Consider the following 13,601-nt stretch of genomic DNA (forward strand, 5'->3'; position numbering starts at 1 on the left):
AGGGGGAAAGTTAATAACTGGTTTCTTTTTTCGCTGTTGTTGATCCCTGTATCTATATATATATCCTCAAAAACATCCTTCCCATATGCAGGGAATGATAAAGCTCAATATTTAGAGTATATAGATTATTTTTCAAAGGGTGGTTTTTTTAATGTTATTAGCTTTCAACCAGAGGTAGTTTCATTTGGTTTAATAAAAGTATTGGCTTTCTTTTTTGCGCCTGGAACTGTTATTTTAGCTTTTTTTGTAATTTCTTTCTCTCTGTTATTTTACTCATTGGAAAGGGTAGATAAAAAATCAGCATTGTTTTTTTTGCTTTTCTTTCTAGGTAGTTCATTTTTTTTGCTTACTTATGGGAATGTAATACGTCAGGGGTTAGCACTAGGCTTTTTAATATTATCGATTACCTACTCTGGATCTAAAAGGTACATGATTTATATATTCGCTGTTTTTTCTCACTTTTCAGTGTTGATATTTTTGCCTTTTATATTGTTTGGTTTAAAACCATTAAAAAGAAAAGTATTTTTAATGTCTGTATTCTCCTTAATAGCGATACTCTTTTCTGCATACCTATTGCAGATTTTGACTTCTCTTTCTATTTTAGGCTTTTCTAGCTTTAGCTTAAAGGCAGAGCTTTACTTAAACTGGGGGGATTATGACATTAGTCAATCTTTGGCTTTTGTTGGTGTAGGTTATGTTATTGCTGTTATCGCTTTCTCCTTTGAGAGAAAGTTTTTGCTTGAAGACGATATCAATTCCAAAGCCTATAGCATGTTATCTTCTATGTTGGTATTTCTTTTTCCTTTGTTGTTATTTCTGTTATCTGTTCCAAAAATTTTTGAACGTGTTTTACTATATTTTGCTGTTTTTATAATGCTTTATATTTCGTTTTATATAACTCGAATAATGCAAAAAGAATTGCGAGCTTTTTTGTTGGGTTCTGTCTCACTAGTACTTTTCTTTGGTTGTTTAATTAGGTTTTACTCTACACCTTGGTTTTATTTTGATAATCCAGAAGCGTTTTTAGGTGTAGATCTTTTTAGTCTTCTTACCGATTCACTAATATAAATATTTAAAAACTCTCACTATGAATAAGAAAAAAATTCTACATATAACAGAGTCTTTTGGTGGTGGTGTAACAACCGCTATCAATACCTATGTTAAAAATAGCCCGAAATTTGACCACCACTTGTTAGCTGCAACCAGAGAGGGCGATGAAACAGGTGAAGAAGGCAAAACCCAATTCAAAACTTCTTTATTATTGAGTAGAAACTTAAGTTCACTAAAACGAGCTATTCAACATATAAAAAAAATAAATCCTGATGTAATTCATCTACATAGTACTTATGCAGGTTTTATTTTTAGGCTTCTACCTAGTATTGATAAAAATAAAATTGTTTACACTCCACATGGCTTTGCTTTCTTACGAGATGATCACCCTGTATTAAGGAAAGCTTATTGGTTTATTGAGAAAGTGCTAACTAGGCGTTGTAAAGTCATCGCTGGTTGTGGTGTTGATGAAACAAATATAGCAGCCTCACTTAATAATAAGTTAATTACTCATTCATTGGTTAATGTTTGTGAGGCCCTTGTGCGTAAAACACCTTACAGAGCCAATAAACCAATTAAAATTGGTATGGTCGGTCGTATAACAGCTCAAAAAGGAGTGTCTTTTTTTGCTAACGTAGCTAATCAGTTTTCGGGGGACGTTGAGTTTATTTGGATTGGTGGCGGCGAAAGTGATGGAGTAGAAGTATTAAAGGCAGCAGGTGTTAAAGTAACAGGTTGGTTAAAACGCCCAGAAGTTCTTAGCCAATTAGAGCAGTTAGATCTTTATTTTCACACAGCAGCTTGGGATGGTTTCCCTGTCTCAGTACTGGAAGCTGTTGAAATGAGTTTACCTATTTTACTAAGAGAAATTGGACCTTTTACAGCCGAAAATCTTTATTGTTTGAAAAACGAAGAGTTAGCCGTAAGTGAAATAAATAAAATCATAGAAGGTAAGGATGAAGCTTTAAAAAGAGCACTCAAAAACAATAAAGATATTGCTTTTTCGCACACTTGTGAAAATTTAGAAAAAGCATTAACCATCTCTTATGATTATGTAGTGTGTGCCAATCGATAGAAGGAATCCAAATGAATCAGATTAGTTTAATTTTATTTGATGTTGATGGTGTTATGACTGATGGAAGTATTTATATCGATTCAACAGGTGAAAGTTTTAAAAAGTTTAATGTAAAAGATGGTTTAGCAATAGAGTTGTTACGAAGTCATGGTATTAAAACCGGTGTGGTTTCGGGTAAGGCAAGTGCTGCTTTAACAGAGCGTTGTGAAAAACTAGGTTTTGATTACATTATCACAGGCTGTAAAAACAAATTGCCTAGGGTCCAAACTATTTGCAATGAGCTGAATATAAATTGGGAGCAAGTTGCGTTTGTTGGCGATGATGTTCTAGATATACCAGTAATGGAAAAGTGCGGTATCAGCTTTGCACCAAAAGATGCCCATGACCTTGTTTTTAAATATGCAACGCATGTAACAGAGGCAAGTGGTGGGCACGGTGTAGTAAGAGAGGTTGCCGATAAACTTTTACTCTCTCGTTTTGAAACCTTAGAACAAATTTACGACGTATTACTAAGCAAAATTATCGCTGATGATGTTGCCAGTATGGAACAGTAAAGAATATTTTTTAGAATTATATAGTACAAGGATTACCCATGTTTTTAATTGCAGGCCCATGCGTTATCGAATCAGAAAAGCTGGTTTTTGAAATCGCTGAAAAAATGAAAAAAGTAACTGAAGAGTTAGGTGTTGAATACATCTTTAAAGCGAGTTTTGATAAAGCTAACCGTAGTTCTACCTCTAGCTACCGAGGCCCAGGCGTTGAAGAAGGCTTGCGTATTTTAGCTAAGGTTAAATCAGACTTAGGTCTTCGCGTATTAACAGATGTACATGAAGATACACCTATTGATGAGGTAGCGAGTGTTGTTGATGTATTGCAAACACCTGCATTTTTAGTGCGTCAAACAAACTTTATTCAAAAAGTGGCGCGTGCGGGTAAGCCTGTTAATATTAAAAAAGGACAATTTCAAGCCCCTTGGGATATGCAGCAAGTTGTGAATAAATGCCACGAAGTGGGCAATAAAGACATATGGTTATGTGATCGTGGTACCTCTTTTGGTTATAACACCTTAATTAGTGACATGCGTGGTTTACCTGTAATGCGTAGCACTGGTTGTAAGGTGGTATTTGATGCAACTCATTCTGTGCAGCAACCGGGTGGCCAAGGTACGACATCGGGTGGGCAAAGAGAAATGGTTCCGGTACTAGCAAGGGCAGCCGTTGCGGTAGGTATTGATGGTTTGTTCACTGAAACTCACCCAGATCCAAGCGTTGCCCTTAGTGATGGACCAAACATGATTCCACTCGAGCACATGCATGAAATGCTAGAAACCTTGCTAGAAATCGATGCTGTTACACATAAGCGTCCATTTTTAGAAAGTAAATTAGTTTAATATTTTGTAGCTATTTGTGATGGATGAAGTGAAATTTAAAGTAGTAATACCAGCTCGATATGGCTCCTCACGTTTACCTGCTAAACCGTTATTAGAAATATGCGGGAAACCAGTTTTTTGGCATGTAGTACAAAGGGTTCTTGAAGCTGGTGTCGCTATAGATGACATTTTTATCGCTACTGATGACACGCGAATAGTAGAGGCAGCTAAAGCGCTGTCTCTTCCTGTTGTAATGACTAGTGATAAACATGTAAGTGGTACAGATCGGGTTCATGAAGTCGCGCTTAAAATGGCGTGGCCAGATTCAACACTCGTAATGAATGTTCAAGGTGATGAACCACTTATTCCTGAAAGCTTAATTCGTGAATTGATTAATTTTACTCAGCAAAATAACAAGTTTAGTGTTACCACTGCCGCTACAGCGATAACAAAGCAAAGTGATTTTAATAACCTAAATGTTGTTAAGGCTATAGTAAGTGAACACAATGAAGCGTTATATTTTACTCGTGCACCAGCTCCAATCAACCGTGATGCACCGGATGATCTTTCAGCCGCAAAACGACATGTTGGTGTGTATGTGTATAAAGTGTCTGCGTTAAAAACAATATGTGAATTGCCTGAGTCGCATTTAGAAAAACTTGAAAAGTTAGAACAATTAAGAGCGTTGAGTAATGGTCTTTCTATAGGTGTAATGGATTACATTGGTGATATTCCTCATGGGATCGACACCAAAGAAGATTATTTAGCAGTAAAACAGAAAATGGAAAATTTATGAATACCTTAGAAATAGCGAACAGAGTGATTAGCAATGAGATTGATGCATTGCATGCTATTAGTAAACAGTTAGATGAACAGTTCGATGCTGCTATCAAGCTTATATTAAATACACAAGGGCGCACAATTATTTGCGGTATGGGTAAGTCGGGTATTATAGGTAAAAAAATAGCGGCATCATTTGCAAGTACTGGTACGCCAAGCTTTTTTATGCACCCTGGCGAAGCATTTCATGGCGACTTAGGTATGATCACGCCTGATGATGTATTCATTGCTATTTCAAACTCTGGCGAAACCGATGAAGTGCTTAAATTGCTGCCGTTTCTAAAAGATAACCATAATAAAATAATTGCGATAACAGGTAATCCTGCATCTACTTTAGCTAAAAATGCGCATTATCATTTAAATATAGCGGTACCAGCAGAGGCATGCCCGTTGCAACTGGCGCCAACCTCTTCGACTACGGCGACGTTAGTGATGGGTGACGCTTTAACAATCGCTTTAATGGAGTTAAGAGGGTTTCAGCCAGAGAATTTTGCAAGATTTCACCCTGGTGGTAGCTTAGGACGAAAATTATTAAGCAAAGTCGCTGATGAAATGTTTAAAGAGAATCTACCCATAGTTTCACCAGAAACACCATTGAGCGAAGTCATTAATGTAATGTCAAAAGGTGCTCTCGGGCTGACCTTGGTTATTAATAATGGTCAGTTAAATGCAATAATTACTGATGGTGACTTACGTCGTGCAATAGAAAAGTTTGGTAAAGACCTTTTTGATTTAACCGCACAGCATATAGCAAGCTGTATGCCTGTAACTATAAAACCAGATGCTTCGATGGCCATTGCATATGACGAAATGCAAGTTAAAGGGATAAATTGTTTAATAGTTTGTGATGGTAAAGAAGTTGTTGGTGTTTTGAAAAAATAACAATTATTATTTTGAAAGTTTGTTAGATCTCGGGATTCTATAATGAGTAAAGGTTTCGCAAAAGAAAACCACGTATTGGTGGCATTAATGCACCGCTGTTCAGATTTGTTTGCCATTTTTTTGGTTTTGCTGTTTCTATGTGGCTTATCAATGGTGATATTTGGCCACAAAAGAGTTTTATTCTTACGCTATTTTTAAGTTTTGCAATCGCGTTTTGGTTGTATCCTTATTTGGGTATGTATAGAACGTGGCGTGGTGAATCTAAACTTAAAGAGGTTGGCCTAGCTACTTATTGCTGGACGATTAACCAGTTAATTCTTGGTGCAATTTATTATATATCTGATAATTCAATAAATTATGATAATACCTTGTTTATCTACTGGTATTTGCTTGGGCTTGTAGCTTTAGTTGCCATAAGATTTACTATTCGTGTGTTATTAAATAAATACCGCTCTAAAGGTGGTAACCAGCGTCATGTGGTTGTAATTGGTGATGGTAATATTGCAAATCGCATGGTTGCAAAAGTGTATAATTCACCTTGGACAGGTTATAGGATTGTGGGTTCATTTGGTGATGAACCATTAACCGATTGTAATTTGTTGGGTGACTTTAATAATATTGAAAATTATATCAATGAGCACTGCGAAGAAATCGACCAAATTTGGATTGCATTGCCGCTTTCTGACGAGTTACTAGTTGAACAAATACTTCATGGCTTAAGAAATGCAACGCAAACTATACGTTATATCCCAGATATGCGTGGGTTTAGGCTTATAAACCACTCTGTAAGTGATATTGCGGGTATGCCAGTCATAAACCTAAGTATGTCACCTATTAGTGGAAGTAACCAGTTACTAAAATCATTAGAAGATAAGTTCTTATCCGGTATTATCTTACTCATGATAAGCCCAATTCTGATTGCCTTGGCTATTGGTGTAAAATTAACTTCTCCTGGCCCTGTTTTTTACCGACAAGAGCGAGTGAGTTGGAATAACAAAAAATTTATGATGCTAAAGTTTCGTTCAATGCCACAAAATAGTGAGAAAGATGGTGTTCAATGGGGCGGTGCAAAAAATAAAACGAATACTAAATTTGGGCAGTTTATACGAAAAACAAGCTTAGATGAGTTGCCTCAGTTTATTAATGTTCTAAAAGGCGATATGTCTATTGTTGGCCCAAGACCAGAAAGAACTGTATTTGTAGAGCAATTTAAAGATGAAATACCTGGTTATATGCAAAAACATATGGTGAAAGCAGGTATTACCGGATGGGCTCAAATCAACGGTTGGCGTGGTGATACTGATTTACAAAAACGTATAGATTGTGACCTTTATTACATTGACAACTGGTCAGTATGGTTCGATATAAAAATTATCTTCTTAACCATATTTAAAGGCTTTGTTAATAAAAATGCCTACTAATTTTAGTAGGCATTTTGCACTTTTTACACCGTAATCAAGTCGAGACTTCCATGTTTTCTAAAGCCAAAGCTGTGCTTAGTGACTCAGAACACCGTCATACTGTAATCAACGCCGCCATTGCCCTCGCTATTCGAGTTTTAGGTGCCGGTATGGCATTTTTGTTTAATTTAATTATTGCAAGGCAATTAGGCGCTGAGCAGTCGGGCTATTTTTTTCTTGCGCTTGCTTTAGTTATGTTACTGTCTGCAGTAGCTAGGCTCGGTTTTGACAATACTGTATTGCGTTTTACATCTGCAGATGCAAGCTATGGTTATACAGTAAAGGCAATATTAAATTTTGCACTTAAATATGTTCTGCCAGTTTCGTTTATATTTACTGTTATTACTTACACGCTCGCCCCTTGGCTAGCTGAAGCCGTATTTAACAAGCCGGAGTTAACTGATACGTTACAATTAATTGCCCCTGCGATAATTGGCTTGAGTATCGTATTTTTAGTTGCAATGAGCTTGCAGGCTCGGCATAAAATTATTGCTAGTATCCCGTGCCAAAATATAGCTCACTTAATGTTGTGTGGTGCGGCAGTTGTTGTATTTTCGGCTAAATCAGCAAGTACTACTGCGCTTTATTTAAGCTTATCGTTAGGTGTAACGTCCTGTTTTTTTTACTGGTTAAGTATTAAAAAATTAAATAATAATGGAGAAAAGCCAGATCCTAAAAAGCTTTGGCATAGTGCAAGACCTAATTGGGTCATTATAATAATGAGCCAAGCAGTACAATGGAGTGCACCAATCATTATAGGTGTATTTTTGGTTGCAGAACAGGTTGCTTTTTTTAGCGTTGCACAGCGTATTGCACTATTAACGTCGTTTATATTAATGGCGGTAAACTTAGTTGTTGCACCAAAATTTTCAGCCTTTCATACGAAGGGTGATGAGCATGGCATTCGCAAAACTGCGTTATTCTCTGTGCGGCTATTAGTACTAACTGCATTACCTGTTGTATTATTTATGTTGGCTTTTCCTGAATTTTTAATGGGCCTTTTTGGTGAAGAATTTAGGCAAGGAGCGTTAATTTTACAGATTTTAGTTTTAGGGCAAGCGGTGAACGTAGTTACGGGTTCAGTTGGTCTGTTATTGCAAATGACTGGTCATGAGCGCGATATGCGTTTAGTTACACTTATTAGTGGTTTTGGTGTTTTAATCAGCGTGCCTATCTTTACTAAGTTGTTTGGCGCTGTTGGTGCAGCGTCTGCCACTGCATTTTTTATTAGCCTCCAAAATTTACTTGCAGTTTATTTTGTTAAAAAACGGTTAGGGTTTAATACCTTAATGTTTTGGCAGAAGATATGATTTGGCGAGCTACGAGCTACGAGCTACGAGCTACGAATAAGGATGTTTGAATGATTTTACAGCAATGGTTGATAGTGGTTATATTTATTACAACCATTGTAGGCTTGATAAAATTTCAAAAATTTCCTGAGCGTGTATTTGCAGCCGCTTGTTTAGCCTGCTTTGCCACTAACCTGGTTTCTACCGAACAGCTTTTGAATAATGCAGTTAATCCAGGCTTGGTCACATTACTGCTTTTAGTGGTATGTGCATTTGCTTTTGAGCGCACTAGCTTTTTACGAAAACTTGCCAGTGTTTTATTTAATGGCTCTGTGGTTAAGTCTTATGTAAGAACCTTATTCGCAACAGTTGTAGCCTCTGGCTTTTTAAACAATACCGCAGTGGTTGCTACTTTAATTAGCCCTGTAAAAAACAATAAACTGATTGCCCCTACTAAACTTTTACTGCCCCTTTCTTATGCCGCTATTTTAGGTGGCACTCTTACCTTAATTGGTACCTCAACGAATTTAATTGTAAACTCTATGCTGATTGAGCGCGGCGCAGAGGGCTTTAAGTTTTTTGATTTCTTACCTATCGGCCTAGCTGCAGTGACTGCCTGTGTCTTGGTAATGGCACTTACGATTAATCGTTTAAAAGGTAAAGTATGTAAAGATGAAACCTCTAGCGATTATTTTGTTGAAGCAAAAGTGAATGCTGGCTCACCACTGATAGGTAAAACCGTAGAGCAAAATGGTTTGCGTAGCTTAGAGTCATTATTTTTGGTTGAAGTAGTTCGCGATAATCGCTTAATTTCGCCTGTTTCGCCTACGCAGATGATACGAGAAGGCGATAAACTTATTTTTTCGGGTGATGTCACTAAAGTACTGGTGCTGCAGCAATTTGAAGGTTTAAGTTTATTTGCAGAGCAAGATGGTTTACTACGCGATAACTTAACCGAAGTAGTAATTAAGCCGGGTGCTGCTGTGGTAGGTAAAACACTAAAAACCGCAGGCTTTCGTGCAAGGTTTGATGCCGCGGTTGTTGCCGTACGTCGCGAAGGTGAAAAGCTCTCGGGTAAGCTAGGTGATATTACCATTCAAAGCGGCGACTTTTTGATTCTTGCGGTTGGTCCTGACTTTGCAAAACGTAATAACTTAACTAAAAACTTTTTTATATTGAGCGGTGTAAAAGCCGATAACATGCTTAAAGGTATAAAAGAGCGCATTGTTACTTGGGGCTTTGTGGCAACCATTGCGGGCTCGTTAATTTTTGATATTAGCCTATTAAAAAGCTTTATTTTTTACCTAGCCGTGCTGGTGGGTTGCCGTTGTTTATCATTAAACGAAATTAAGCGACGTTTTCCGTTAGAGCTTTGGCTTATTGTAATGAGTGCTTTAACCCTCGCTACAGCCCTTGATAATTCAGGGGTGTCTACATTAATAGCCGAGCAAGTCGAAGGTTTACTTGCAGGGCAAAGCGTTTACATTGCCTTTTTTGGTGTATTTTTACTTACTCTCTTATTTACAGAGTTAATTACTAATAATGCAGCTGCAGCACTTACATTCCCCATTGCATTTACCATTGCTCAAGGCTTAGGCGTAAGTTACATGCCATTTGTACTTGCAGTCGCTTTTGCCGCAAGTGGCAGTTTTATTAGCCCTTACGGCTACCAAACTAACCTAATGGTTTACAATGCCGGCAACTATAAGCTAACCGATTTCATAAAGTTCGGCCTACCGATTTCTATAACCTACAGCCTAGTGGTACTGACCCTGATACCTGTGTTTTTTCCGTTTTAGGTATAAGGTGCTAGGGGTTAGGTGCTAGGGACTAGGGGTTAGGTGCTAGGGGTTAGGTACTAGGGGTTAGGTACTAGGGATTAGGTACTAGGCCCTAGGATGCTAGGAACTGGGCGTTAGCTAGAAATATGTCTTTAGGCTCTAGGCGCTAGGTTTATTTTGCGATAAGGTTTAGTTGTGAATGGATTTCACTTAATGGCGAAGGGACTAATTATGAAATTTGAACAAATGGATGTGTGGAAGAAGTCATCACGATTAGCATGTGAAATATACAAATATAAAGTTCTGCCCATCGTTCCTTATCACATACCTCTCAGTATTCTAAAGTAAATGCACTGTGTTTTACGTTTTAAATCGAACTTTATAGAGGTAAGATATTAGAAGTCAGATATCAGAAGGAGCTGAGCTGCGATGAATTTTGAAAAGTTAGATGTTTGGAAAAGAGCTGTTAAATTAAGTGCAGAAATTTATAAAACCACTTCTCAATTAAATGATTATGCTTTCAGGAGCCAACTTACTCGTTCAGGCCTTTCAGTGCCAAGTAATATTGCAGAGGGAGTCTGTAGAGATAGCTTTAAAGAAAAGAGTCGCTTTATTGATATTGCTAGAGCTTCTCTAGCTGAAGCTAGAACTCAAATTTACATTGGTTCAGAGGTTGGTTATATAGAGCGTGAAATTGCTTTAAGCTGGATTGCAGAGTCAAAAGAGTTAGCTGCTATGTTGACAAGTTTAAAGAATCGTTTTGACTCTGAAATCTGAAATCTGAAATCTGAAATCTGAAATCTGAAATCTGAAATCTGAAATCTGAAATCTGAAATCTGAAATCTGAAATCTGAAATCTGAAATCTGAAATCTGAAATCTGAAATCTGAAATCTGAAATCTGAACCCAAGAGGTACCATGACCGAGAACATTGTATGGCACGATCAAACTGTTTCGCGTGCTGAAAAAGAACAACATAAAGGGCATAAGCCGGTATTACTTTGGTATACGGGACTAAGTGGCTCTGGTAAGTCGACTATTGCGAACGCGGTTGAGGCTAAATTATTCGAATTAGGTTGTCATACTTATCTGCTTGATGGCGACAACGTACGCATGGGCTTAAACAAGGGCCTGACTTTTAGTGACGAAGACCGCATTGAAAACATTCGCCGTATTAGCGAAGTAGCTAAACTGTTTGTTGATGCGGGTTTAATTGTATCAACGGCGTTTATTTCACCTTTTAAAGAAGACCGTGCTCGCGCTCGCAGCATTATGCACCAAGGTGAATTTGTAGAAGTATTTATTGATACGCCATTAGAGGTTTGCGAAAGCCGCGACCCTAAAGGGTTATACAAAAAAGCCCGTGCAGGTGAGATCCCTAATTTTACAGGTATTAGCTCAGCGTTCGATGTGCCAGAGCAGCCAGAGATTCACGTAAAAACAGCACAGCAAAGCATTGAGCAAAGTGTTGAACAAATTATTGGTTATTTACGCGAAGCAGGGGTTATAGAAATCTAGAGCCAGAAACCTGACGTCTAAAATCTGATATCTGTCTTCTGACCTCTAAAATCTGGTATCTAACTTCTAATCTCTGACGTCTAACCTCTAACATCTGTAATCTGACTTCTAACCTCTGACTTCTATTTTTTGAGACTTTATGAACTACGATATTTTTAACGGTGATGCCGATGGCATCATCGCACTTTTACAGTTACAGCTCGCTAATCCTATTGAAAGCGTGAAAGTAACCGGCGTAAAACGTGATATTCAACTATTGAAAAAAATTACTCCACAAGCTGGTGATAATATACGTGTACTCGATATTTCAATGGAAAAAAACATGGCAGAGTTGCACGACGCTCTATGTGTGGGTGCAAGAGTAATGTATGTGGATCATCATAAAGCGGGTGATATTCCAAACCATGCAAACTTATTTGCCCACATCGATTTAGATGCAAACATGTGTACGAGTTTAATAGTGAGCAACCTTATCGATAAGCAATACCACTTATGGGCAATCACAGCTGCTTATGGCGATAATTTATTTGCAAAAGCCGATAGTGAAGCCGATAAACTAGGTGTTACAGAGCTCGAAAAGTCACAACTTAAAGCATTTGGTACTTATATTAACTATAACGGCTATGGCAGTGAGGTAGCTGATTTACACTTTGCACCAGCAGATTTATTTAACGAGCTACTAAAATATAAGTCACCGCTTGATGCCATTAACGACAGTGAGTCGGTTTATTACGTATTAGAAAAAGCTTACAAAGCTGATATGCAAAAAGCGGCTGATGCTAAGGTTTTACATAATTGCGATACAGCAAAGGTTATTTTACTTGATGACGCCCCATGGGCTCGTCGTGTAAGTGGTGTATTAGGCAATGACCTTGCAAACCAAGCGCCAAACAAAGCCCATGCAGTACTTACTTATAATAACAAAGGAAGTTATACCGTAAGTGTAAGAGCACCACTTAATAATAAACAAGGCGCTGTTGATGTATGCAGCCAATTTGCCACCGGCGGCGGCCGCGCAGCAGCGGCAGGTATTAATGAACTAGAGCAACAACAAGTTGAGCAGTTTATTACCACTCTCGTTAATTTTTATAACTAACCCCTTGCTAGTGGCACTTCAGCCACTAGCTTGATCTGACTTCTGACTTCTGACTTCTGACTTCTGACTTCTGACTTCTGACTTCTGACTTCTGACTTCTTTATTTCATTCATCCTCCGTCAATATTATTACTGCTAACGTGTTTATAAATCTTTTTTTACTATTGCGCAAAATGAGTTAATAACTCATACTTTGTAATTATTTATTCTTATCACTACAATTAAGGGACTAAACATTATGAAAGCTGTCATTCCTGTTGCAGGCCTTGGTACACGTATGTTACCGATGACAAAGGCAATTCCTAAAGAAATGCTACCTCTGGTTGATAAGCCACTTATTCAATACATAGTAAATGAATGTGTTGCTGCGGGTATTAAAGAAGTTGTATTGGTTACTCATAGTTCAAAAAATGCTATAGAAAACCACTTTGATACCAGCTTTGAGCTTGAAGCAACCCTCGAAAAACGTGTAAAACGTACTTTGCTTGAAGAAGTACGATCTATTTGCCCACCCGATGTAACCATTATGCATGTACGCCAAGGCGAGGCTAAAGGATTAGGCCATGCAGTTATGTGTGCAAAACCAATTGTCGGTGATGACGACTTTGTTGTTGTACTGCCAGACGTAATTTTAGATAGCTACACTGCGGATCAAAAAACCGAAAACATTGCTGCTATGATAAAGCGCTTTAATGAAGTTAAAGCAAGCCAAATAATGCTTGAGCCAGTACCGCAAGAGAACGTACATAAATATGGTATTGCTGATATTGGTGGCGTTAAAATTAAAGCGGGCGAAAGTGCGCCAATCAAGACTATGGTCGAAAAACCAAAAGCTGAAGAAGCACCATCTAACTTAGCTGTTGTTGGCCGTTATGTGTTATCAAAAGCGATTTGGCCATTACTTGCGAAAACACCTTCGGGTGCAGGTGGTGAAATTCAGCTTACCGATGCTATCGATGAACTAATGAAGCACGAAATTGTAGAAGCTTTCCACATGAGTGGTCGTGCCCATGATTGCGGTGATAAACTTGGTTACTTAAAAGCGATTGTAGAATACAGCATGCGCGATGAAAATCTTGGTGCTGAATTTACTGACTTCGTGTCGCAAATGGTAGCCCCTTCAGAAAGACATCTGAAGGCAGTCTAGTTTAAAGGGCTATTGAGCAGATTAATTAAAAATTAATTAAGGGCCAGAGAATATATATTCTCTGGCCCTTAATTTTGCTGCGTATCATAAAAAATT

At 37.9% G+C, this 13,601-nt stretch carries 13 protein-coding genes; all 13 read left to right on the forward strand.

Features of this window, described 5'->3' with window-relative positions:
- The first annotated feature begins 39 nt into the window (after nucleotides 1-39).
- The gene (locus P4S60_RS01065) at nucleotides 40-1,068 is read left to right on the forward strand and encodes an EpsG family protein (protein ID WP_337114728.1); all 1,029 of its coding nucleotides are present in this window, start codon (nucleotides 40-42) and stop codon (nucleotides 1,066-1,068) included.
- A gap of 19 nt (nucleotides 1,069-1,087) precedes the next feature.
- Complete coding sequence (locus tag P4S60_RS01070; RefSeq protein ID WP_337114729.1) at nucleotides 1,088-2,125, forward strand: glycosyltransferase; 1,038 nt, start codon at nucleotides 1,088-1,090, stop codon at nucleotides 2,123-2,125.
- An 11-nt stretch (nucleotides 2,126-2,136) separates the two neighbouring features.
- Complete coding sequence (locus P4S60_RS01075) at nucleotides 2,137-2,679, forward strand: KdsC family phosphatase (protein ID WP_337114730.1); 543 nt, start codon at nucleotides 2,137-2,139, stop codon at nucleotides 2,677-2,679.
- Nucleotides 2,680-2,717: 38 nt separating this feature from the next.
- Complete coding sequence (kdsA, locus tag P4S60_RS01080; RefSeq protein WP_063701684.1) at nucleotides 2,718-3,515, forward strand: 3-deoxy-8-phosphooctulonate synthase; 798 nt, start codon at nucleotides 2,718-2,720, stop codon at nucleotides 3,513-3,515.
- A gap of 19 nt (nucleotides 3,516-3,534) precedes the next feature.
- Nucleotides 3,535-4,290: a 3-deoxy-manno-octulosonate cytidylyltransferase gene (gene kdsB, locus P4S60_RS01085; protein ID WP_337114731.1), complete on the forward strand. Its 756-nt coding sequence runs from the start codon at nucleotides 3,535-3,537 to the stop codon at nucleotides 4,288-4,290.
- The gene (locus P4S60_RS01090) at nucleotides 4,287-5,216 is read left to right on the forward strand and encodes a KpsF/GutQ family sugar-phosphate isomerase (RefSeq protein WP_337114732.1); all 930 of its coding nucleotides are present in this window, start codon (nucleotides 4,287-4,289) and stop codon (nucleotides 5,214-5,216) included. The genes kdsB and P4S60_RS01090 overlap by 4 nt, the downstream gene beginning before the upstream one ends.
- Nucleotides 5,217-5,311: 95 nt before the next feature.
- Nucleotides 5,312-6,637 carry an undecaprenyl-phosphate glucose phosphotransferase gene (locus tag P4S60_RS01095; protein WP_337116808.1) on the forward strand — a complete coding sequence of 442 codons (1,326 nt, stop codon included), beginning with the start codon at nucleotides 5,312-5,314 and terminating at the stop codon, nucleotides 6,635-6,637.
- Between the two features lie 50 nt (nucleotides 6,638-6,687).
- Entirely contained in the window at nucleotides 6,688-7,986 is a 1,299-nt protein-coding gene (locus P4S60_RS01100; RefSeq protein ID WP_337114733.1) for an oligosaccharide flippase family protein, read from the forward strand.
- A gap of 50 nt (nucleotides 7,987-8,036) precedes the next feature.
- Nucleotides 8,037-9,764, forward strand: a complete 1,728-nt coding sequence (locus P4S60_RS01105) for an SLC13 family permease (protein ID WP_337114734.1) — start codon at nucleotides 8,037-8,039, stop codon at nucleotides 9,762-9,764.
- Nucleotides 9,765-10,175: 411 nt separating this feature from the next.
- A complete protein-coding gene (locus P4S60_RS01110) occupies nucleotides 10,176-10,523 on the forward strand; it encodes a four helix bundle protein (protein WP_337114735.1) in 348 nt (115 codons plus the stop codon).
- A gap of 140 nt (nucleotides 10,524-10,663) precedes the next feature.
- On the forward strand, nucleotides 10,664-11,263 hold the full coding sequence (gene cysC / locus P4S60_RS01115; RefSeq protein WP_337114736.1) for an adenylyl-sulfate kinase: 600 nt from the start codon (nucleotides 10,664-10,666) through the stop codon (nucleotides 11,261-11,263).
- Nucleotides 11,264-11,402: 139 nt separating this feature from the next.
- Nucleotides 11,403-12,359, forward strand: coding sequence for a DHHA1 domain-containing protein (locus P4S60_RS01120; RefSeq protein ID WP_337114737.1), 957 nt, complete (start codon nucleotides 11,403-11,405; stop codon nucleotides 12,357-12,359).
- A gap of 237 nt (nucleotides 12,360-12,596) precedes the next feature.
- Nucleotides 12,597-13,505 carry a UTP--glucose-1-phosphate uridylyltransferase GalU gene (galU, locus tag P4S60_RS01125; RefSeq protein ID WP_337114738.1) on the forward strand — a complete coding sequence of 303 codons (909 nt, stop codon included), beginning with the start codon at nucleotides 12,597-12,599 and terminating at the stop codon, nucleotides 13,503-13,505.
- The last annotated feature ends 96 nt before the right edge of the window (nucleotides 13,506-13,601 follow it).

The sequence above is a fragment of the Pseudoalteromonas sp. Hal040 genome, from assembly GCF_037162425.1.
In the GTDB taxonomy this organism is placed as follows: Bacteria; Pseudomonadota; Gammaproteobacteria; order Enterobacterales; family Alteromonadaceae; genus Pseudoalteromonas; species Pseudoalteromonas gelatinilytica.

Coding starts and splice junctions, on each gene's coding strand:
- P4S60_RS01070 (WP_337114729.1), top strand. CDS start 1,088: ATGAATAAGAAAAAAATTCTACATATAACAGAGTCTTTTGGTGGTGGT.
- P4S60_RS01075 (WP_337114730.1), top strand. CDS start 2,137: ATGAATCAGATTAGTTTAATTTTATTTGATGTTGATGGTGTTATGACT.
- kdsA (WP_063701684.1), top strand. CDS start 2,718: ATGTTTTTAATTGCAGGCCCATGCGTTATCGAATCAGAAAAGCTGGTT.
- kdsB (WP_337114731.1), top strand. CDS start 3,535: ATGGATGAAGTGAAATTTAAAGTAGTAATACCAGCTCGATATGGCTCC.
- P4S60_RS01090 (WP_337114732.1), top strand. CDS start 4,287: ATGAATACCTTAGAAATAGCGAACAGAGTGATTAGCAATGAGATTGAT.
- P4S60_RS01100 (WP_337114733.1), top strand. CDS start 6,688: ATGTTTTCTAAAGCCAAAGCTGTGCTTAGTGACTCAGAACACCGTCAT.
- P4S60_RS01105 (WP_337114734.1), top strand. CDS start 8,037: ATGATTTTACAGCAATGGTTGATAGTGGTTATATTTATTACAACCATT.
- P4S60_RS01110 (WP_337114735.1), top strand. CDS start 10,176: ATGAATTTTGAAAAGTTAGATGTTTGGAAAAGAGCTGTTAAATTAAGT.
- cysC (WP_337114736.1), top strand. CDS start 10,664: ATGACCGAGAACATTGTATGGCACGATCAAACTGTTTCGCGTGCTGAA.
- P4S60_RS01120 (WP_337114737.1), top strand. CDS start 11,403: ATGAACTACGATATTTTTAACGGTGATGCCGATGGCATCATCGCACTT.
- galU (WP_337114738.1), top strand. CDS start 12,597: ATGAAAGCTGTCATTCCTGTTGCAGGCCTTGGTACACGTATGTTACCG.